The sequence below is a fragment of the Legionella drozanskii LLAP-1 genome (assembly GCF_001467585.1).
In the GTDB taxonomy this organism is placed as follows: Bacteria; Pseudomonadota; Gammaproteobacteria; order Legionellales; family Legionellaceae; genus Tatlockia; species Tatlockia drozanskii.
On the sequence record NZ_LNXY01000001.1, the window covers coordinates 178,363 to 198,635 of the forward strand.

The window sequence follows — 20,273 nt, forward strand, 5'->3', positions numbered from 1 at the left end:
ATCAAAGGATGAAACACAATGGGAATAGCGAATATTTAATAACCCTATGAAACAAATTAATTGTTAGTGCTCTGAAAGTTAACAGTGACTGTCTTCAAAGTACTATTCTGTGGTTCCCAGGGTTGGGCATATTTTAAATGAATATCAGTGCTTGCAGGAAAGGTAGCGTCCGGCAATAATTCGAAAATAAACTGCATCTTCCCGCCTGCACCCATTAATTTTGATTGCGGAGCAATATATTGGCTTGACATAAGATGCAATAAAGATTTGTCATAACCTGTAACCATCCATCGATACCCCGTTGTAGGGTTAGACGGTAAGCTAATCAGAAAGTTAGATTGCGTTGTATTAACATTAATGCTCATATTATGAGCAGTAGTTGCCTGAGCAATTCCCAGTAAAGCCAACAATAAACCACCTAAGATCATTCGCATAGCAAGGCCCATTCCTCATTTATTTGTTTAAGTATATATCAAAGAATGGCTTGAGGTTATTAGTCCATGGTGGCCTATGCTTATTTTTTTTAAGGAGCTTTATCACCAAGATGGCATTTGATAGCCTGTTTAAATCTTAGTTTATTGAATTCACAGACCCCCCGAAATCCTTTATGCTGGGTTAATAACCAAACTATTTAGTTCCAGGAAATGGACAATATTTAAATAAACAAAGGATATTCTATGAAGGCAATTGGTTGTCGAAATCCAACGATGAAATTAATCCACTCGTCGACCTCGAACTCCCTAGACCTAAACCCACAGGACATGATTTATTAGTGGAAATAAAAGCGATAGCGGTCAATCCCGTCGATTTTAAGACACGCAAACGCGTACAAGAAGGAGAGCGTCGTATACTTGGTTGGGACGCATCAGGAATTGTTAAAGAAATTGGCGAGCAGGTCTCAGTTTTTAAACCCGGTGATGAGGTTTGGTTTGCAGGGGATATCACTCGGCCAGGCTGTTATAGCGAATTTACTTTGGTCGATGAGCGCATAACCGGCTGGAAACCGAAAACCTTGTCGTTTGAACAAGCGGCGGCCCTACCGCTGACTTCGATTACTGCCTGGGAACTTTTATTTGATCGCTTGAATATAACCGCTAATCAAAAAGGCAGTCTATTGATTATTGGGGCCGCGGGGGGAGTAGGCTCTATATTAGTACAACTCGCTAAGAGGCTAACCGAATTAACTATTATCGGTACTGCTGGACGCGAAGAATCACTGAAATGGATCAAAAATAATGGGGCAGACTATGTCATCGATCACAAAGAACCCCTGTTGCAACAATTAGAAAAACAGGGTATCGGTGAAGTCGATTATGTCATTGGCCTAACTCACAGCGCGGAGCATGTCGAAGAGATAGTCAATTGCTTAAAACCACAGGCAAAATTTGCTTTAATCGATGATCCCGATCAGCTTGATTTTAGAATCTTTAAATTAAAAAGCATCTCTATTCACTGGGAAATGATGTTTACCCGCTCAATGTATAAAACTCCTGATATGAGTACTCAACATCGAATATTAACCCAGGTAGCAGAACTGGTGGATAAAGAGCTCATTCAAACCACACTCAATGATCATTTTGGTGTAATTAATTCAGCCAATTTAACCAGAGCGCATGAGCTCCTTATCTCAGGCAAATCAAGAGGAAAAATAGTTCTTTCTGGTTTTTAAACTTAGCCTAGCTTGAAATAGATAACCATTTTAAGCTAGGCACGCTTATTAAAGGAAAAGGAAAATGAGATGAATAAATTCTTAAGATTGTTTTCCCTCATTATATCGCTATTCTTTATTTTCAAGACCCATGCAACCATCGACACTAAGTCACTTATTGAAGTGACCGACAAGAATAATCCACAATGTGTTGAGTTTTATACTTATCAAAACAAGCTCTTTTGCAGTACTAAACCCTTCAATTCTTCAGCCATCAATCCCAACATAAAACACTATGAAACTCAAACGATTGTATTCGACAATCGCCCTTGGCAAGCCGTTTGGGGAGAGAAAACTGCGACAATAACGACAGTAGAATATGTTCCGGCTGGAGATGATATTAACCAATGGAAGGAATTGGTAACAAGTCAATTTATCCCAGGAATACAAAACAAAATCACACTTAGGCAGTATGTAGAAGCAACGGTTCTACAATTAAAACAATCAGGAATTAGCCCGATTATTAATATCATTGAAGAAAGTCCGCAACAAATTATTTTTGAATTTATTATTCCCACACCAAATCACTTAAAACAAGATGAATTGCAAATAGTAAGGAAAGCTAATGATGGGTTTTATATTGTGCATTATGTGATTAAAAGTTCAGACATGGGTAAGGAAAATCGTCAGAAATGGATACGGAATTTGCAAAAAAGCCATATAAATTAATCGAAAAAGTGAGTTTATGGCCGTGCCCCCTAAGCTGAAGAAGAGATGAGCTCAGGACTAACCTATCTGTCTTTAGTCAGACAAGTCTCATAGCCTTTGTTGTCACAGATGGAAAAAAGCGGTTGTTTCTCCTATATTTTTAAGTAGTCACGTAGGAGAAAATGGAATGACAACCTACAAACTTAAGGCAGTGCTAATTTCGTTGCTGATTTTCTGCTGCGTTAGCTATGCGGCTACCCAAACTAGTTGTCCTAAAGTTATTAACCCCCTTCTTGATTGGGTTATGCCCCCTAATAACACTGCAGCTATTCCTACCAGAGAAGCCTTTCAGGGTAATGATTTAAACTTTTCGGTGATTGCAAAACCCCGCAACAGAAATAACATTGTTTCTATTAATCCTCAAACGGGGGAAATTCATATTAATGCAAAATTTGGCGATCAGTTTGATGTGACTGTGATAGCCAAAAATCCCTGCGGTCAAATTGCTGCAACGTTTAATGTGCTTATTGATGAAGGAAACGATGATCCAATCAACTAAAAACGGTTCCCTTATACTGAACCCACTAATAAATGGATTGGCCACTGTAATGGATGATATTGTTTAGGATCGCCCCAAATCGCTTCAAGCTCTTTGAGTATCCAATTAATTGGATTGAGCTTATTGCGAAGCTGATACTCTTTGACCGCAGACCAGGTATTCAAATAACCAAGAAATTGAGCAAGATTTAATTTTTTATCAATGGTAAAAGAGGGTGAACTTATTTTGCTAAACGGAAACGGAATAGTCCGATATTCTTCATCAATATATCGACGCTCCATAGGCCAATATTCATCACCTAAAATATCAGTATAAAGTTTAGTGACTAAATCGTCCAAACCGGTATCAAATTTACCAAGGGAATAACACCAGACAGCGATGATTCCTGCTGGTTTACTTACTCTTCTCACCTCTTCATAAAATAAATCGAAATTAAACCAATGCAGTGCTTGGGCAACAGTAATTAAATCAATTGAATGAGGTAAAATCGGAGTATTTTCGGCAGTACAACAAATATAGCGAATTTTTTCATTCCTCGGAGCTTGATCAAGCTGAGCCTGATTAATATCGGTGGCGGTTATTAGCGTAAAATACTGAGTCAAGGCAAGTGCAGCCTGGCCATTACCAGTTCCACAATCCCAAGCATTTTGATGCTCCTGCACTAAATTGGAAAGATAATCATATAAAACGGTGGGATAATTGGGACGAAACAGTAGGTAATTTTCAGATTGCTGACTAAAATGTCTAATGTAGTCCTTCACGAGTTTCTCCCTTTTGATCCTCAGAAGAGGTAGGTTGGCCTCAAGCCAATTCTTAGACTCGCAGTTTCGCGGAGGGTGACGTTAGTAATAATATCGAGATTAGTCATCCACCGTGAAAACCAGTCTACCCAGTGGGGGTTAATATTAAACAAAACTCAGACTGCTCTTTTCTGGTTTCCCCACCTTATAAGCATCATACTCCTCCTGCAAAGCTGTTTTTAGAGAAGGGTTTGCAGAGGCCTGTAACCCAAAGCGCCCCAATAATTGAATCGTTTGTTTCATGCTGAATATTTTTGCTTTAGAAGCTCTGAAATCCACCCGTTCATCATCATGAGATGGGTCTGAGCTATAGCTAAGCATTTCACGTTTTTCCTGATTTTTTTCATTTTCTTCAGGTAAAAACTCTTTGCCTTTTAATGTACAGCGCTTTGCCTCGTAGTACTCTCTAATTTCCTTGTAAGTAAAACTTGTACTGACCTCATTCGCATAAAGATCTAACTCTTCATTTCTTGGTAAATTGGGAGAATGGCAAGCGGGTTGCGTGACCTCATTCCAGCCTAATACAATTTTTATCGATTCATAGACCTTCAAAGCATAAAATATGGTTAAGGGAATCAATGCTGCAGTGAACAAAACGGTAGCTACAGCAGTGGAAAGTGCGGGTAGTAAAAAAATACTAGCCAAGACAAAAAGGAGTGTAAGCGCTGTTGCCAATTTATTATTTAATACGAATCGAAGCATGGGTAAAATAGCAACCCGATAAGGCAAATAGCCAAAATAATAACTCAATCCGCGTAGTAATGTATAACTCCAAAAATCTCGACTTCTTCGCTCTTCATTATCTTCTTCAGTATCAACGACAACGACTTCTGTTTCTGCAAAGCCAGTGTACATCAGTGCATGATCAGTCAATACGTTAGGACCTCTTATTGATTCTGGGGGATTAACTTGAAGAATATGCCATTCTTTTTTCCATTTTCCATGCCTAGAAACTAGATCATTCCCTTGTTTTTGCACATAAGTAGGAGGATCCTCTTCCCTTTGCACAAATTCATCCCAATGATCATAAGGAAACTTGTATAACCAAGGTTCATACTCACCTGGGGAATTCACCGCATCAACCCGAGAAAACATATTTCCGATTTCAGTATCGGAGAGCAATGATAAAGAACCTCCTAAACTAGTACCACAAACATGAGTTTTTTTGCCAAGTCGATACTGTTGTGTGACCCACTCAATAATTTTTTTCCGTCCATGCTCGTATAAAAAACTGCCTGGTGTGCCAAGCGCTAAATCTGTATCCACTTGGGTACTAAATCCCTGTCCTGCAGGATAGGTGGTGCCCATGAAAATAAGATGAGGTTCGGCTTCAGTATCGATAAGTGGTGTCAATCCATAAGCAAAAACGCGATCATACTCATCAATAAGTAATTTACTAAATCCTTTAGTAGGCGTTAACTCAATCGGAGTTATTTTATACTCTACTTTTCGCCATTGACCTTCGATTAACTGCGGGATAATAAAGGATTCATAGGGGTTAGGATCAGAAAAGGGTAAAAGAGAGAGGCAATTAGAAATAAATAATTGTGCCTGATTTAACTGTTGCTCATTGAGATCACTATCTTGTAATTGGTCAAAAATAGAATCAAATCCTTGCTGAAAAGCAAGGCGCATGCCGCGAGTTAATTCGTGATCCCGTTTAACAAAAATTGCTTTTAATACTCGTTTAGAAGCAAGATCTTTCCAATTATCGTGCCAACCCATCATTAGAATACGTAGCGCATTGCGTGCGATAATGACGGAATCCTCTCGAGAATCTCCATTTTCTTTTTCAAAATCGGGAGAATCAAAAAAATTCAAAGTTAAGCCAGTTGCAAAAATCTCACCTTTTCTCATCTATCAATATCCTTTCACGTTAATCTGGCAAAAAACCATTCCGCGTCACGCCAATATTGTTCTCTCGCAGATGAAGTCTTATCCAAGGTTTTTGGTATTACCCACCGAGATAAATCTCATTGAATATGTTATTTAGTGCGGGGTTATTCTACGCGATTTATAGAGGAAAAAAAGTAAAATTGTTTAAAATATATTCCAAATGTTAAGCAATTATAGAAAAACCCAGTAACACTCCATGCTGAATAGGCAAACTAGACATAAATCCGGTATCAGTAAAAGGATTAACTCGAAGTCTCGGATTGCCGCCAAAAACACCCTGATAGAGCAAATTTAAGTTGGTAATTTCTGTTAATGGATAACCTAAACCTGCTTGAACTTCGCCAGCTATTTCGGATTTATTGCTTATTCTATAACTGTCAATTTGCCAATTACGATAAGTAATACCCCCTTTCAGCTGGGTGAAAAGTAAGCTTTCATTCACAGGATTCGCATTGGCTGTAATCAATAGGTCTAACATTGGCCTCATTGTAGTCCGAACCGCACAACCTAAGGTTGCCAAAGGATTTTGCGGAATGGCAAAATGCATGCGATTCCCTGTTTGCACCCCTACTTCCAAACCAAAATTAGCTTGACTAGCAGTTAATAGCTCGGCAGCGAATGCTAAGCGACCTATTGCTGTTTGGCCTTCTGAGCGATACATGTACTGATAATTACTATACCCTAGACTTGCAATAATAGACCAACGATTACCTAAGTTTTCAGGTGTCGAGATCGTCGATGGTAAATAAGAGTTAGCAAACACATTAATGGATAAGAAACATCCTATCGCGATTAAGCGCATTATTCTTATCATGCTTATTCCTTCCCTTAATTGCTCAAATTAAAATCATGCACGAGACAGACTCCAATTTATACGGTATTTAGCGAAAATTTTCTACTAGGTCTGGCTATCATCAATAGAAAAATTTTTTCTTAAGACTTATTTTAAATTTTCTAAAGTCAAAATTGGCTTTTAACATGACATTTCTCCTATTTTGCGAAACCTTAGGAATCACAGAGGCTTGGCTGGCTTTGGAACTCTCAAAGCAATTGTTACTCTAGATGATTATTTCTTTGGTCCTCTCCTTAAAATCATCTAATGCAAAACTATCTTGATCTTAAACGCTAGAAAAGCGATGATTTTGACTTTAGAGTGGATTGGAGACAGCGTGGAATACGAATCAATGGAATATGACATCGTCATTGTCGGTGCAGGACCCGCTGGCTTATCTGCAGCTATCAAACTTAAACAGCTAGCCGCCAAAGAGAACAAAGAAATAACCGTTTGTATTCTGGAAAAAGGAGCTCAAGTCGGTGCCCATATTCTTTCTGGGGCGGTTATTGAATTAAGAAGCTTAAAAGAATTACTCCCCGACAATTGGCAGGATGCTCCTTTGGATACAGCTGTCACCGAAGATTCTTTTTATTTTCTTACCGAAGAGCGCGCTTATCATCTACCTACACCAAGCCCCATGCGTAATCATGGTAATTACATTATCAGCTTAGGAGAACTTTGCCGCTTTCTTGCCACTGAAGCTGAGAAACTAGGTTGTGAAATTTACCCCGGCTTTGCCGCTACCGAAGTACTTTATAACGAACAAAATCAAGTGATAGGTGTTTCTACTGGCAGTGTTGGTATTGATAGAAACGGTAATAAATCAGCCAATTATCAGCCAGGTATGCAATTGCACGCGAAACAAACTCTATTCGCCGAAGGCTGCCGGGGTCAACTTAGTCAAACGCTAATGCAACATTATCACCTACGCGATAAAGCTCAACCGCAGACATATGGAATTGGTATTAAAGAAGTATGGCAAGTTCTTGAAGAAAAGCATCGGCCTGGAAAAGTAATTCATACCGTAGGTTGGCCAATGGATAATCAAACCTACGGCGGTTCATTCATTTATCATTTATCTAACAGGCGAGTTGCGATCGGTTTTGTAGTTGGTTTGGATTACAAAAATCCCTGGTTAAACCCTTTTGCTGAATTACAACGTTTTAAAACTCATCCTCTGGTAAAAGACTTACTCACTGATGGAGAGCGAATTAGTTACGGCGCACGTGCCCTTAATGAAGGCGGTTGGCAATCTATACCTAAACTCACTTTTCCAGGGGGTGCTTTAATCGGTGATTGCGCAGGTTTTCTCAACGTACCGAAAATCAAAGGCATTCACACGTCGATGCAGTCCGGTATGCTTGCTGCTGAAGCTTGCTTCGAATTACTAACTCAACCAGAAGAAGCAGAAGTTGAACTCAAACAATATCCCGAGAAAATAAAAAAATCTTGGCTTTTTAATGAGTTATATCGGGTAAGAAATATTCGCCCGGGATTCCGTCATGGCTTATGGTTTGGTTTAATCAATGCAGCGTTTGAAACTTATATTAGTTTTGGAAGATCGCCCTGGACTCTGAAAAATCATGACGATTACACTAGTCTAACCCCAGCAGATAAAGCAAAGAAGATCGACTACCCTAAACCGGATGGCATTCTCACTTTTGATAAACTTTCTTCCGTCTATTTATCAAATACCTATCACGAAGAAAATCAGCCCTGCCATTTAAAACTTCGTAATCCAATTCTTACTATAAGAGTGAATTATCAACAATACGACTCCCCAGAAACACGCTATTGCCCTGCTGCAGTTTATGAAATTGTCGAAGAAGAAAAAGGCCCCAGGCTTCAGATTAATGCACAAAATTGCATCCACTGCAAAACCTGCGACATTAAAGACCCCCGCCAAAATATCATCTGGCAAGCCCCGGAAGGTGGTGGTGGTCCTAATTACGTAGATATGTAAAGGAGTTGTTATTTATTAGCAACAGAGTTAGACTTTGCAACGATTAGTCCCGGTGGCACAGCTGGATAGCGCAGCCCCCTCCTAAGGGGCAGGTCGGAGGTTCAAATCCTCTCCGGGACGCCAATGAAATCAATGGGTTATGAATTTAAACTGAAATTTTAAAAATAAATTTTCACATCTGGTATAGCCTCAGATATAGCCAAATTAATTATTACTACCCTCTGTAATAGAAGATAAACATGACAAAAATGCACGACAACGAACAAGAAGTAAATGCAAGGCTTGTTCAGTCCCTTCTAAAAGAGCAATGCCCTCAATGGGCCAATCTAGAGCTCAATCCTATTCTTTCAAGCGGCACCGATAATGCATTATTCCGCCTAGGTGACAAATATGTTGTTCGCATTCCTCGAATTGAATGGTCACCAGGAAGTGTTTCCAATGGCATCAACAAAGAATATCTTTGGATTCCTCAACTTGCTCAACATTTAAAAACTCCTATATCTGAACCAGTATTCAAAGGTACGCCTAATGTGGCTTATCCTTGGCCTTGGAGCATTACCAAATGGAATGATGGACATAATCCAGAATTTGAAAAAGAAAAGGAATACGACAAGCTTGCTGTTGATTTAGCTTATTTCTTAAATGAATTACATAGCATTAAGCTTCCTGAAGCCGGTCCTTTATCACGCAGAGGCACTCCATTAAAAGAACTAGATAACGAGACTAAAAAAGCTTTAAAAGCTTTAGAAAATGATATAGATACTAAACCATTAGCTCTTTTATGGGAGAAATTGTCAAATACGCCGACCTGGGATAAATCACCTGTTTGGATGCATGGCGATCTTTTGCCAGGAAATGTATTGATTCAAAATAATAAGCTAAGCGCGGTCATTGATTTTGCAGATGTTGGGCTTGGAGATCCTGCTTGTGATTTGATTGTCGCGTGGAGTTTACTCAATGCGGATTCAAGAGCAATTTTTCGCAAGCATCTTGTGAATATTGATGAGCATACTTGGCAAAGAGGGAAAGGCTGGGCGCTATCAATTGCGCTTATTATTCTGCCCTATTATAAAAATACCAATCCTGTTTTAACCTCTGTGGCCAGAAGAATAATTGATCAGCTATTTAGAGATTCTTAATAACTGACTTTTTCATATTATTTTATTACATCTACTACAGAATCCCAATATTCTTCTGGGGTCATTTCGTTTTTATATACCGGATGACTACTCATTTCATTAAAAAATTCAATCGTATTTGAAATTATAGTCTCAACATCTGAGCTCCACTCCTTTCCGTGAGCAAAAAATGCCTCTCTAATCTTTCTAGCATCAATTCCTGGTTTATCATTGTCTGCAATACCTTGAACCCAGTTGACGACCGGCATTAATTTTTTATCTTCACCCTTGATAGGGACTTTGTATAATGTCAACAACACGGGATCAAGCTTCATCAATTTTGGGCCAATTTTTTCCGCTACAGTTGAATCTATTCCGCAACCTGACCACATTTGTTTTTTTTCAAGACCAACAGCCTCTACAATTGGCAGACCTAGCATTTGATGATGAATAATATTTGGATTTTCTGGGGTTATTTCACCATCTAGAGTTAACATGCCGTGCGCAATAGCACCTCGTAATGGGAAGCCGAAGTATAATGCCCTTGCCATTAAGTTTCTTACCGTGGCGAGTAAAGTCATAAAATCTGTAAGTGCATTGCCAGCACTAGACAAAATTATAGAATCAGATATCGTCAAGCAGCTCATGGTCACATTATCTAATTTTGGAGCCATATGCTCATGGGTGTCGGCATTTTCAATCTGTTCAATCCAAGAGGAGTTTTTCACAACTTGCTCAGCGGCTTCGCTAAGCGACATGTCAATTATAGGACGAAGATATGCTTGATAAATCGCAATCAGGTTTTCATGGGTGTTTTTACGAACAACATCCGAAAATCCAAGTATATCGAGAAATGCTACGAAGACTTCTTGCCCGGGTTTAATCTTTGCTAATTTCTTAGAGTATTCAATATAATTCATAAAAGCTTCCGACACTTCTATAAAAAGCACGTGTTATACTAGAAAAGCGAAAGCAAAGATACGATATGTTTTAATAATTTTGTTCTTTTAAATCTTCATACATAGCAACAAATTTCTTATAGTCTTGGCCGCTTTTCATATGCCCATGATCTGGTTCATGAGCATGGCACTTCACACACAACACTTTCAAATTATGTTTTTTATTATTGTTTCTCTGACCATCAATATGATGAACATGCAAATATTGACTATGTCGCCCCGTTAGATCAATGCGACAAATTGTATTTTCACAACGATACCCTGCTTTTCTTTTCGCATCCTTACTGATCTCATTCCAGTTAGCAGTATAGTCATTTAAAGGTGCATTATCCGCATCATAAGTGGGTTTGACTGATAATAATGACTTAGGGAATATTTCAAAAAATTTGGCAATAGAAAACTCCGATACAAGGCTATCCCGCGCATGTCTCTTTTGGGTGTAATTATTCCAGTTGAGGTTAGTTAAACAGTTTCTACACACATTTAGCTTTTCATGTCGAATATCAGCTTTACCAGCCTTGAATATATTCACTGGAAAAATTCCATTTTCTTTACGGTATAAAACGTATCTTTCAGAACGCCTTTTTTTCCACATTGTTACCAAGGTATCACAAGTTGATATATGAAATTTAGGCATCCTTATTTCTTCTCTAAAGGAGTGAACGTCACGAATATAAATTAAAACTCGTTGTCCCTTATATCCTAAAGTTTTGTCTCCTCTAAAATCAATCTCCTCCAGGCTCTCGATCTCAATGCCATCTCCATCTAACATTTTTATAAAATCGTCTTCTAACAATGAGATGCCTGTATCAAACTTAAATTCTTGCACAAGCTCAGCAACCATTGAATGCCTTAGCTTATTTAAAGGTGCAAAATTAAAAAAATCAACTAATTTAACCATTTTTCAAACTTAGAATTTCTTTAGAAATTGCATCCATTTTAGATTCAGCATTTGTGACAATCACAAACTCGACTCGTTGAGACCGCTCATCATCTACTAAATGTTGCTCATCAAATATTGGCTTTGAAGAAGAGAAGCCACTGGAAGTAAGATATTCACGCATCCATTTTTCATGGGGGCTGAGGGTTGATAGGTTAAGAATGTACTCAAGCATTGATTGTGCTCTTTCTTGTGATAAGCGCATATTTTTAATAAAAGCTGTTTTTTCATCTGTATCTGCTGCCCATTTTTTTGAGGTATGTCCCTCAATACGGATTTCCTTAATAGAATGGCTATATTTTTTTGATGTTACCAACTCAATATAGCGAGGAATAAAATCATTTAGAATTTCTTTAAATGCTGGTTTTACAACAGCAGAACCCGTATCAAATAACACATTAGGATCATCAAATCGGATAGTCATATCACCTAGTATTTCAGCGTTCCATTGCTTCAAGTTCATGGCAAACTCTTTTTGTAAGGCCTGAGCAAGATCGCTTTTTGTTTCTTCATACTCTTTAACAACTAATGTAGTAGTCTGTTCAACTCGTAACATAAAGGTGACAGCAATTAACATAAATATCATCATTAATCCTGTCATTAAATCGCTTAAAGGGATCCAATAAGATTGGTTAGAACTATCCATGCTTAGGTCGCCTCACTCTTTTTAGCTAATCGCACCACTTCACGCAGTCTTTCCGTCAAAGGCAAATAATCTTGAACAAATTTTTCAGATAAAGACGCAAGCTGTTTCCCTAAGCTAGTTAAAGAATCAGTAAGGCTTTTTTCCAGCTCTTTATCTAACGCAAGTACCCCCTCTCTAATAATCTTTGCGTTCTCTTGCAAACCAGCAGTTACTTCTTGCTGAGCTTTATTAATGCCGTCAATAAGTACGTTTTTCATTTCAGCTTGCGTAGATTGTAATTGTGAGCCATGATTTTTAATTACTTCGGCTGTTTGTGATTGAACTTCTTGGACGCTTTCTTGAATTATTTTCACACTATCTTTAAGGCCATCAGCGAGAGAGTTGTGTGTGCCTTTAATTACATCAGTTAAAGTATTTTTCATCTCATTATTTACGTTTTTTATCTCCGAACTGTAATCTGAAATTACTTTTACTGTTTCCAGTTGAACATGCTTCACACCATTAGCTATTTCAGATAACATTTTTGAAGTATTTTCAGAAAATTCAGGAATGAGATCCTTCATAGTACTTAAAAGTTCGCTTAACGCTTTTTCCTGAATGAAAAGCACATCTTTTTGCTTATCCATTGATTCAAGCAGTAACTTTAAGTTTTGAGCTATATCTGTAAATTCTTTGGCATGCTCTACAACGGTTGCAAATGCTTCTGACGATTGCTTCATATCATTTGCAAACTGAGATTGATATCGCTTGATTACATCAAGCTCTTCTTTATATTGTTGCTGCCAAATAACTAACTTCTCAACGGCCTGATTAAGCTGTTTGAAATTTTCACCAAATTGGTCTGTGAGATTTTGATTAAAATCCTTAATAACTTCTTTCAATGCTTCTATAAGTGCTTTTTGATTATTTTCAATCATATGCTTGGCAAAATTATCAAATGAATCTTGCAATTTCTTTTGCTGATCATTGGAGTCTTGTCTTAACATTTTAACTTGTGAGAGCAAAGAACCGTCTTCATCGCCTGATAGTGTTTTTCTTAAATTAACTATCTCTTTAATTAAAGAATCCATAGGGTCTTGTTTGGCGCCCTTGCCTGTTTGCTGTGTGAAGTTTTTTGAAAACTTATGTCTAACTCTTACAATCAAAGCACCAGAAATACCAGCAACAGAAGACCAAAATGCTGTTTTAATTCCTTCAAGCAATGCAGGAACGCTGCTGGTTATGTTATTACTATTAAATTCTAATAAAGCTAAAGCTATCCCTAAAAAACATCCCAATATTCCAAGCGTAGTTAATATTTCTGGCCCATGTATAATTGAAAAACGATCTGATTTGAAAAAGAAATAGACAGTAGAAGTTGAAATAAGACCCAGAAACACTATCAGCTCTGGTGAGGATAAAATAGATAAAGCATGGTTAGAAGCATCGGCCGCAAATCCGCTCGATGCAGTGAATAACGAAAAAATAAAGGCGAAAAAATAACGCATAGAAGTGTTCTCTAGTTAAGTTTATAGCATCAACTTCGACCCTCGAACATATTATTATTCTGAGATTATTATTGAGCACAGTATTACTGTTCTTATTCTGAGCACGCCGATTTAAGTTTATAAGAGTTTCTAACTTATAAGTGCGGCATTCTATGAGAAAAGAATGGCAATGTAAATATTTTGTCCAATCATGTATACACAGAGGAGAATTATTAGAATGATTATTAAATCATTAGCTCAGAAAGAGCCCAAATTACTGCTCGATATGGGGATTAATCAACTCTGAAAGTCGCGGTACTAGTGCCCCTACATTAACATTCAATGCACAAGCGATTTGAATGAAAAATAACACTTTATGTTGTTTTATATATTTCCTCAAGCTCATCAATTTTTCTTACTAAATCAGTAATGCTCAATCAATTTACGATGACTATCAAGTGTGACTAGAAATTTTTGAGCGTCTTCAGGTGCCATATTACCTGCCAACATCAAATTGATAATATGACGACCTATAGCTGACAAATTTTGTGTTTGCTCTACATCAAGCACATTCATATCGACTTGAAAACATTGACCAGTTGCTCTGGGAATTAATCGATCGAGGCATAATTTTAAAGCCTGTACATCTCCAGAAAGTGCAAGCTCAACTGCTTTATTAACTAAATTCTCCGCATGTGGAATTAACAACATTGCCAATTGTGTTGTTTATTTTTTGTGCCAGGCTTTCTACCAGTTGGATTACCTGACTGTCCCGCCTTGAATTTAGCCATTTAATATTCCCTCTGCCTGTATTTTTCCTGTTATTTGCAGGAAGATGTTCAAATCTCTAAAGGTGCTCAAAAAAGATATTTGAGCATCTTTAATTATTTTGAGCATCTTCACTTTTAAGTTGCCAATACCAAGCCCCTAATCCATCTTTCTTTGATATTATACCAAGAGCATCCCGTGCTCTCCTCACAGTACCCCAGGATATATTTGCCATTTTGCATTCTTTTTCAATTGTTTTCTGAAGTACTGGACCATCAGCCAGTAAATCAATGAGAAAAGTTTTAGCATCATCTAAAGCACTAATCTTTTTAATGCATTCAGCTTTTACTAATAGTTCCCTCGCTGTACCCTGAATTGCATTAACCCAAATCACAGCGGAAGTTGATAATCCACCATGATCATCAAGTGTGCTTTGCTGTAAGTCATATTCAAACCCTCCTTCATCTAAACCAATATTGGATTTTGCACGTAGAAAAATACGGGGACAATTACCTCCCTCTTTTACCCTTTGTGACTTCGCAGCTACAAGGACTATTCTAGCAAGCGCACCAAAAGCCAAACTGCCAGTAATTCTTTCAATAGGATCACGGCCCGCGGTTCCTTTGGTTAAATGTGTAATCCCAATTAGTGCAAAACGCATAGTAGCAGCCAAATCAACAAGTGGTTGTAATCCTCTGCGTACCTCACTATTTTTATGACTATCTCCAGATACCGCTGAAACAATTGGACTTATTACAGCAGCGAAATATATGCAAATAGTTGTTTTACCTGTCCCTGGAGCACCTCCTAAAATATGCATTTTCCCTGCAGCAATCCAACCATTCCAATACCAAGAAATAGGCTCTGGTTTTAAATCACTCGCACGCACTGTCTCGACAATACGCTTATTTGAACGTGATGAAATATCCATAATTGAAATCCTTTAAAAACAACCTGTTTCAATTAGTTTACGGATATCTTCCACCCTCCATGCGGTGATACGAGGGCCAAGTTTTACGGGTTTAGGACAACGGCCAGATCTCACGCCTTCCCACCAGGTGGATTTTCCAACAGGAATAATAGGTGGTAGTGGTGGTTTTGATTTTTTATTACCGATTATTTGAGTCAATCTTAAATATCCGGCATCTGGTAAATGGTTCATATTGAATTTACTCCGTTCGATAAAAGACAAAACAGAGCGTATATGGCCAGAATGAGATTTTCACCCTAGCTAGGGTGCGTTTTCACCCTACTGGATATTTAAATATTAGCTGATGGATTTATTTGCTTTTGAAAATTTATTTTCCAAAGTCGATTTTGATATACCTTGAATATTGGGGTAATTAGATAATAGATATTCGATTAGCGTTGCTTGTGAATCGAAACACGAGATTTTTTGTCCTCTGGCAGTTGTAGCTAAAATTGTATCTACCAATACACCTATTATATTTAAATGAGTTGTCTCTGATTGAGGCAAAAGCTGATCGTTTTTATTAAATAGTTCTTCATACGCATCTTGATTGATCCATAAATCCTGAAATCCGTAATCGCCAAAAATACCAAAATGGTTATATTTTCCCGTTTGTGGATTACATATTGGCTGCTCAAAAACAATTCTCGTCCTGCCTGGCATTGCTTGATATATCATTGTTAAATGAGATGGGGAGAGTAGCCTCTAACGACTTGTTTGTTTATCGATTACAAACACTTGGATTTTTCTTTTCATCCCCATAACAAGTACTTCTTTAGCCCGTTTATCATCAGTAATTAGTTCTAAATTTAATATGTTTGTCATATAATAAACTTGCCTCACAAAAAATAATTAATCAGCTAATTTCTCTAAGCGCTGTAACATTTTGGTATTCATTAGCAATATGCAAATCTACAAAGCTGCCCCAGCGCTCCCAGATATTTTTCTGCTCTTGTGCGTATACCGCTCTTTGATAAGTAGCGATTAATTTATTCAGTGGTTGATGATTTAACATTTTCTCAATCACATGAGGCTCAGCTTTTAAATATTCTCCCCATGCTGTAGCCGCAGATCGTCTGATGTCATGAACAGTAAATGGTTTTATATCGGCCAAAGGTGCATCAATGTAGCTTTTCTTTTTTGTTCCTTTCGTAGTGCCACGTAAACGCGCAATCACCCCCGTCAAAGAATCCTCATGAATATGTCCCCCATCCGAATATCTACCAGTATCAAAAACGAAAGCAGAGTTGCCAGATATAGGCTTGAGTGCATGGATGATTTCAATTGATAATTCAGACAAGTAAATAATATGACCTTGGCGGTTTTTGGTTCTTTCTGAGGGCAATATCCATTCTTTGGTTTCAAGATTAAGCTCTGACCAGCACATACCAGCAACCTCAGAGCGGCGAGCACCAGTCAAAATAAGTAGTTTAATGGCGCTTGTCGTAATAACAGACATCTTTGATACGCTATTGTCTTTATCCAATAAATCACTGGCTTGATCTAAAGCTATCCACAGTTTACGCAATTCTGGTAACGCCAGTGCGCGGTCACGCGGCTTACCAGCAGTGGCTGAGAAATCTTTTGGTTTTAACATTCGTGCAGGATTTACTTCGATAAAATGCCGAGTTAAAGCATAATCCAGCATTAAATTAAGAGTAGTTAAAGCTTTACGGGTTTCTTCTTTGATCCCTTTACGAGTCATAGCATCTAAAGCGCTGGAAAGATGAGCACGAGTTATATCCCTAGCCAAGATACTTCCTAAAACTTTCTTTAAATGCAATCGCCAGCGATCTTCATGGCGCTTTATCCAGGTTGTACTAACCTCTTTGGCTATCTTTATATATTCAATCCAAGAATCAAATAACACCTGCATAGAAACAGCTTGGATATTCTCTTGCTTAGTAGCCGCTCTTGCATGGCGTGGATCAATCCCATCTTTAACTAATTGCTTTAATGCTTTTAATTGCTCTCGAGCCTCTTTTAAAGACACATCTTTAAGTGAACCTAACGTCATTTGACGCCAGGTGCGATCTTTCCCTATTCGAAAGCAAAATAACCAGCTTTTTGCACCATTAGGACGAATCCGAAGAAACAACCCTTCGCCATCTGGTTTTCGATATTCTTTATTTTTTGGATCGGTTTGATGCTCAATATATTTTATAGTTAATTTACCCATGTTTATCTTGATCCATCATTTGTTCCATAATCGTCTTCATTTCTTTATCAAAATCTGACTCAAAAAGACGATCTTGTATGATGCGATATTTCTCAAATTCGCTTTCGGCGTGATCTTTAGCGATTTTTGCACTAATCTTTCCTGCATTTTTCAAAATTTCACGCTCGTCAAATTCAAGAAACTTATCTAATCGTGTGGCCCAATCCTCCATTGTCATTGGAATTTTTCGTCTGGCACGATCCTCTGCTAATTCTAGATAAGCATTGACTATACGGCCGAGAGAGTCTATTTCTTCTGCTGTCAGATAGTTTTTTGCAATGGGTACATCTGTTTTGAGGATTTTTCCATCTGGGCTATGCTCCCAATTTGTGAGCCCCATGTGCGGCTTGTTGCTATCTGCACGATTAAGTATCAGCTCTGATGCAGTATGGCCATGGATTGCGTAATGCAATTTATTTTGCACTTTAGCGAAAAAATCCCGGGTAGTAGGCGCATTTTTATTGTAATCAACACTAGTTGCGTAAATATCAGTGATTTTTTGATAAAAGCGACGTTCACTGAGACGGATTTCTCGAATTTCTTCTAGCAAACTTTCAAAATAATCTTCGCCAAGGAAGCTACCATTTTCAAGTCGTTTTTTATCTAGGACAAAACCTTTAATAGAAAACTCTCTCAAAACATGAGTTGCCCATTGACGAAATTGCGTAGCACGCTTGGAGTTCACACGGTAACCAACGGATATGATGGCATCTAGATTATAATGATCGACACTACGGGAAACCTGTCTCTCACCTTCTTTTTTAACTATTAAGAATTCTTTAATAGTTAAATTTTGTACAAGCTCTTTCTCTTCGTATATATTCTTAAGATGTATGTTCACGTTAGCCGTTGTTACATCAAACAACTCAGCCATCAGCTTTTGCGTTAACCAAATAGTTCCCTCTTCATAACGCACTTCAATACTACTTTCACCAGCTTGCTGCGTAAAAATCAGGAATTCAGCCGTACTATTTCTAATGGTCAGTTTATTTTCTGAGTATTTCTCGCTCATACGTTACCTCCATCAACCAATCCATCAAAATCACTGCTCAATTCGGCTTCTATCTCTTCGATACTAGGTAAACTTCCTTTCAAACTATCAGGCAATGATTGTGTTAACTCCGTTTCCCATTGAGCAACACTAATTGGGCGACTTGTGCTACTTAAAGCGTATTCAACCAAAACACGATTTTTTTCCCTTACTAAGAGCAAACCTAATGTTGGTTTATCATCTGGATGAGATAATAATTTATCAACAGCATGCATATACATGCCCAATTTAGTGTCGTCACCCGGCTTAAATTCACGTGCCTTCAACTCTACAACCACATAACAACGCAATTTGAGATGATAAAAGAGTAAATCTGCATAGAAATCTTGATCCCCTAACTCCAAATGTACTTGGCGGCCAACAAACGCAAACCCTTGTCCGAGTTCTAATAAGAACTTTTGAACATGGTCAATTAAGCCTTGTTCAAGCTCTCTTTCACGGCGTGGCGCATCTGTCCCAAGAAAATCGAACAGATATGGGTCTTTAAAAACCTGCACAGCATAATCAGAATCCGTTGGGGGTAAGGTTGTAAGGAAGTTATTTTGTGCTTTTCCTAAGCGTAGGTGTGCTTTAACCTCTATTTGCATAGCAAGAATATTGTATGACCAACCAAATTCATAGGCTTTCATAGCGTACCAAAGCCGCTCTTCTTGCATTTTGAGCTTTTCTAAAAGTGTAATGTTATGACGCCATGACAATTGTGCAACGCTACGTTGCACGATTTCCCGATCAGGCCAGGCTGCAGCAAAAGCACGCATATACTTAAGGTTACGAGGAGATAATCCTTTCATTTCAGGGAATTGCTCACGCAAGTCAAATGCTAGGCGATCAATAATTTTCGCCCCCCATCCTTGTATATTTTGTTTTTCTAAAATACGATGACCAATATCCCAGTACAACAATATCATCGCCGCATTACTGGTTAAAACAATACGCAATCGTTCCGAGTGAATACGCTGTTTTAAATCAGTAAGCCATGGACTATAATCTTCTGGTAACTCAACCTTTGGGGGAGCCACAGGAAACATTGCACTGCGATCAGTTCCTCCACGTTGTTTGCGTTCTTGAGTTTCTTGCTTTGTTGGTGCTTTTTTCGAATCCATTATATTGCACTCCAGGTTGGATTTAATAAAAATTGGTATAGCCTATGGTATAGCCAAATCTACGGACAGCAATGAATTCTAATGGACAAGATCGGACAAATCAATAGGGATAAATGCTATATTTTATAAGGAATTATGGATTTTATCGGACAACATAAAATTAAAAACTTTACGCCTCCTAAGGGGCAGGTCGCAGGTTCGAATCCTGCCCGGGACGCCAATGAAATCAATGGGTTACATAAAATATACCCGACGAATCAAAACTATCAGGGTGCATATAGGGTGCAAATTGAATGATGATAATGGTTTCGATTACATATCCATATAAACTAACGATGAATTTAAAATATGGTTTTGATAGCTTTTTCATTGAACCACTAAAGCTGGTAGACACTTGTTTACGTCGAAGACTTCTTATCACATAGGTCTCTGGCTTTGGAGGCAACATCAATACCCTAGCTGCTATTCGCCTAAATAAATAAGCTTACATGATTGAGCTGAGGCTTCGACATCGATTATCCAGAGGCCATTTAACTTTAGGAGTGCTCCACTAACTTAGTTAATAAGCTGCCAATCTCAACGATAAACTATAAATAAAGTTAGCTCATTCAAATAGCAATGATGA

The 20,273-nt window shown here is 38.1% G+C and carries 21 protein-coding genes and 1 tRNA gene; 6 read left to right on the forward strand and 16 right to left on the reverse strand.

Annotation, left to right across the window (positions count from 1 at the left end; all coding sequences use genetic code 11):
* Nucleotides 1-56: 56 nt before the first annotated feature.
* Nucleotides 57-434, reverse strand: a complete 378-nt coding sequence (locus tag Ldro_RS00840; RefSeq protein ID WP_058494580.1) for a protease inhibitor I42 family protein — start codon at nt 432-434, stop codon at nt 57-59.
* Nucleotides 435-691: 257 nt separating this feature from the next.
* Between Ldro_RS00840 and Ldro_RS00845 the strand changes: the two genes are divergently transcribed.
* The 3 genes from Ldro_RS00845 to Ldro_RS00855 all read left to right on the forward strand — a co-directional run bounded on the left by Ldro_RS00845 (nt 692) and on the right by Ldro_RS00855 (nt 2,915).
* Nucleotides 692-1,669: a zinc-binding alcohol dehydrogenase family protein gene (locus tag Ldro_RS00845; protein WP_238583933.1), complete on the forward strand. Its 978-nt coding sequence runs from the start codon at nt 692-694 to the stop codon at nt 1,667-1,669.
* Between the two features lie 69 nt (nt 1,670-1,738).
* Complete coding sequence (locus tag Ldro_RS00850) at nt 1,739-2,377, forward strand: hypothetical protein (RefSeq protein ID WP_058494526.1); 639 nt, start codon at nt 1,739-1,741, stop codon at nt 2,375-2,377.
* 166 nt (nt 2,378-2,543) lie between these two features.
* Entirely contained in the window at nt 2,544-2,915 is a 372-nt protein-coding gene (locus Ldro_RS00855; RefSeq protein ID WP_058494527.1) for a hypothetical protein, read from the forward strand.
* Between the two features lie 11 nt (nt 2,916-2,926).
* Here Ldro_RS00855 and Ldro_RS00860 read toward each other — a convergent pair whose 3' ends face one another.
* The 3 genes from Ldro_RS00860 to Ldro_RS00870 form a co-directional block, all read right to left on the reverse strand.
* Nucleotides 2,927-3,676: a class I SAM-dependent methyltransferase gene (locus Ldro_RS00860; RefSeq protein WP_065235876.1), complete on the reverse strand. Its 750-nt coding sequence runs from the start codon at nt 3,674-3,676 to the stop codon at nt 2,927-2,929.
* 144 nt (nt 3,677-3,820) lie between these two features.
* On the reverse strand, nt 3,821-5,572 hold the full coding sequence (locus Ldro_RS00865; RefSeq protein WP_058494528.1) for a hypothetical protein: 1,752 nt from the start codon (nt 5,570-5,572) through the stop codon (nt 3,821-3,823).
* 202 nt (nt 5,573-5,774) lie between these two features.
* Nucleotides 5,775-6,425: a hypothetical protein gene (locus Ldro_RS00870; RefSeq protein WP_083497865.1), complete on the reverse strand. Its 651-nt coding sequence runs from the start codon at nt 6,423-6,425 to the stop codon at nt 5,775-5,777.
* Nucleotides 6,426-6,780: 355 nt separating this feature from the next.
* Between Ldro_RS00870 and Ldro_RS00875 the strand changes: the two genes are divergently transcribed.
* The 3 genes from Ldro_RS00875 to Ldro_RS00885 all read left to right on the forward strand — a co-directional run bounded on the left by Ldro_RS00875 (nt 6,781) and on the right by Ldro_RS00885 (nt 9,548).
* The gene (locus Ldro_RS00875) at nt 6,781-8,409 is read left to right on the forward strand and encodes an electron transfer flavoprotein-ubiquinone oxidoreductase (RefSeq protein WP_058494529.1); all 1,629 of its coding nucleotides are present in this window, start codon (nt 6,781-6,783) and stop codon (nt 8,407-8,409) included.
* Between the two features lie 46 nt (nt 8,410-8,455).
* Nucleotides 8,456-8,532 (forward strand) — tRNA-Arg (locus tag Ldro_RS00880).
* A 116-nt stretch (nt 8,533-8,648) separates the two neighbouring features.
* Nucleotides 8,649-9,548, forward strand: a complete 900-nt coding sequence (locus tag Ldro_RS00885; protein WP_058494530.1) for an aminoglycoside phosphotransferase family protein — start codon at nt 8,649-8,651, stop codon at nt 9,546-9,548.
* Nucleotides 9,549-9,565: 17 nt separating this feature from the next.
* On the opposite strand, the gene Ldro_RS00890 is transcribed toward Ldro_RS00885, so the two are convergent.
* From Ldro_RS00890 to Ldro_RS00940, 12 genes are all read right to left on the reverse strand, one after another.
* Nucleotides 9,566-10,447 carry a hypothetical protein gene (locus Ldro_RS00890; protein ID WP_058494531.1) on the reverse strand — a complete coding sequence of 294 codons (882 nt, stop codon included), beginning with the start codon at nt 10,445-10,447 and terminating at the stop codon, nt 9,566-9,568.
* 70 nt (nt 10,448-10,517) lie between these two features.
* Nucleotides 10,518-11,387: an HNH endonuclease signature motif containing protein gene (locus Ldro_RS00895; protein WP_058494532.1), complete on the reverse strand. Its 870-nt coding sequence runs from the start codon at nt 11,385-11,387 to the stop codon at nt 10,518-10,520.
* Nucleotides 11,380-12,072: an OmpA/MotB family protein gene (locus Ldro_RS00900; RefSeq protein ID WP_058494533.1), complete on the reverse strand. Its 693-nt coding sequence runs from the start codon at nt 12,070-12,072 to the stop codon at nt 11,380-11,382. Before Ldro_RS00900 ends, Ldro_RS00895 begins: the two co-directional genes overlap by 8 nt.
* A 2-nt stretch (nt 12,073-12,074) precedes the next feature.
* Nucleotides 12,075-13,559 (reverse strand): hypothetical protein, encoded by a 1,485-nt coding sequence (locus tag Ldro_RS00905; protein WP_058494534.1) that lies wholly within the window; start codon nt 13,557-13,559, stop codon nt 12,075-12,077.
* Nucleotides 13,560-13,961: 402 nt separating this feature from the next.
* Complete coding sequence (locus tag Ldro_RS00910) at nt 13,962-14,249, reverse strand: hypothetical protein (RefSeq protein WP_058494535.1); 288 nt, start codon at nt 14,247-14,249, stop codon at nt 13,962-13,964.
* The gene (locus tag Ldro_RS16960) at nt 14,240-14,329 is read right to left on the reverse strand and encodes a DUF5681 domain-containing protein (RefSeq protein WP_353743752.1); all 90 of its coding nucleotides are present in this window, start codon (nt 14,327-14,329) and stop codon (nt 14,240-14,242) included. The genes Ldro_RS00910 and Ldro_RS16960 overlap by 10 nt, the downstream gene beginning before the upstream one ends.
* An 89-nt stretch (nt 14,330-14,418) precedes the next feature.
* The gene (locus Ldro_RS00915) at nt 14,419-15,237 is read right to left on the reverse strand and encodes an AAA family ATPase (protein WP_058494536.1); all 819 of its coding nucleotides are present in this window, start codon (nt 15,235-15,237) and stop codon (nt 14,419-14,421) included.
* 12 nt (nt 15,238-15,249) lie between these two features.
* Nucleotides 15,250-15,468: a helix-turn-helix transcriptional regulator gene (locus tag Ldro_RS00920; RefSeq protein WP_058494537.1), complete on the reverse strand. Its 219-nt coding sequence runs from the start codon at nt 15,466-15,468 to the stop codon at nt 15,250-15,252.
* A gap of 105 nt (nt 15,469-15,573) precedes the next feature.
* Nucleotides 15,574-15,954 carry a hypothetical protein gene (locus Ldro_RS00925; RefSeq protein ID WP_131764329.1) on the reverse strand — a complete coding sequence of 127 codons (381 nt, stop codon included), beginning with the start codon at nt 15,952-15,954 and terminating at the stop codon, nt 15,574-15,576.
* A 178-nt stretch (nt 15,955-16,132) separates the two neighbouring features.
* Complete coding sequence (locus Ldro_RS00930) at nt 16,133-17,455, reverse strand: tyrosine-type recombinase/integrase (RefSeq protein WP_058494539.1); 1,323 nt, start codon at nt 17,453-17,455, stop codon at nt 16,133-16,135.
* Nucleotides 17,448-18,506: a virulence RhuM family protein gene (locus tag Ldro_RS00935; RefSeq protein ID WP_058494540.1), complete on the reverse strand. Its 1,059-nt coding sequence runs from the start codon at nt 18,504-18,506 to the stop codon at nt 17,448-17,450. Before Ldro_RS00935 ends, Ldro_RS00930 begins: the two co-directional genes overlap by 8 nt.
* A complete protein-coding gene (locus Ldro_RS00940; protein ID WP_202972515.1) occupies nt 18,503-19,648 on the reverse strand; it encodes a PDDEXK nuclease domain-containing protein in 1,146 nt (381 codons plus the stop codon). The genes Ldro_RS00935 and Ldro_RS00940 overlap by 4 nt, the downstream gene beginning before the upstream one ends.
* Nucleotides 19,649-20,273: the final 625 nt, after the last annotated feature.

What these genes read in the sequence shown, in the direction of transcription:
- Ldro_RS00840 (WP_058494580.1), bottom strand. Translation starts at nt 434, where the DNA reads ATGCGAATGATCTTAGGTGGTTTATTGTTGGCTTTACTGGGAATTGCT.
- Ldro_RS00850 (WP_058494526.1), top strand. Translation starts at nt 1,739, where the DNA reads ATGAATAAATTCTTAAGATTGTTTTCCCTCATTATATCGCTATTCTTT.
- Ldro_RS00855 (WP_058494527.1), top strand. Translation starts at nt 2,544, where the DNA reads ATGACAACCTACAAACTTAAGGCAGTGCTAATTTCGTTGCTGATTTTC.
- Ldro_RS00865 (WP_058494528.1), bottom strand. Translation starts at nt 5,572, where the DNA reads ATGAGAAAAGGTGAGATTTTTGCAACTGGCTTAACTTTGAATTTTTTT.
- Ldro_RS00870 (WP_083497865.1), bottom strand. Translation starts at nt 6,425, where the DNA reads ATGATAAGAATAATGCGCTTAATCGCGATAGGATGTTTCTTATCCATT.
- Ldro_RS00885 (WP_058494530.1), top strand. Translation starts at nt 8,649, where the DNA reads ATGACAAAAATGCACGACAACGAACAAGAAGTAAATGCAAGGCTTGTT.
- Ldro_RS00890 (WP_058494531.1), bottom strand. Translation starts at nt 10,447, where the DNA reads ATGAATTATATTGAATACTCTAAGAAATTAGCAAAGATTAAACCCGGG.
- Ldro_RS00895 (WP_058494532.1), bottom strand. Translation starts at nt 11,387, where the DNA reads ATGGTTAAATTAGTTGATTTTTTTAATTTTGCACCTTTAAATAAGCTA.
- Ldro_RS00900 (WP_058494533.1), bottom strand. Translation starts at nt 12,072, where the DNA reads ATGGATAGTTCTAACCAATCTTATTGGATCCCTTTAAGCGATTTAATG.
- Ldro_RS00905 (WP_058494534.1), bottom strand. Translation starts at nt 13,559, where the DNA reads ATGCGTTATTTTTTCGCCTTTATTTTTTCGTTATTCACTGCATCGAGC.
- Ldro_RS00910 (WP_058494535.1), bottom strand. Translation starts at nt 14,249, where the DNA reads ATGTTGTTAATTCCACATGCGGAGAATTTAGTTAATAAAGCAGTTGAG.
- Ldro_RS16960 (WP_353743752.1), bottom strand. Translation starts at nt 14,329, where the DNA reads ATGGCTAAATTCAAGGCGGGACAGTCAGGTAATCCAACTGGTAGAAAG.
- Ldro_RS00915 (WP_058494536.1), bottom strand. Translation starts at nt 15,237, where the DNA reads ATGGATATTTCATCACGTTCAAATAAGCGTATTGTCGAGACAGTGCGT.
- Ldro_RS00920 (WP_058494537.1), bottom strand. Translation starts at nt 15,468, where the DNA reads ATGAACCATTTACCAGATGCCGGATATTTAAGATTGACTCAAATAATC.
- Ldro_RS00925 (WP_131764329.1), bottom strand. Translation starts at nt 15,954, where the DNA reads ATGATATATCAAGCAATGCCAGGCAGGACGAGAATTGTTTTTGAGCAG.
- Ldro_RS00930 (WP_058494539.1), bottom strand. Translation starts at nt 17,455, where the DNA reads ATGGGTAAATTAACTATAAAATATATTGAGCATCAAACCGATCCAAAA.
- Ldro_RS00935 (WP_058494540.1), bottom strand. Translation starts at nt 18,506, where the DNA reads ATGAGCGAGAAATACTCAGAAAATAAACTGACCATTAGAAATAGTACG.
- Ldro_RS00940 (WP_202972515.1), bottom strand. Translation starts at nt 19,648, where the DNA reads ATGGATTCGAAAAAAGCACCAACAAAGCAAGAAACTCAAGAACGCAAA.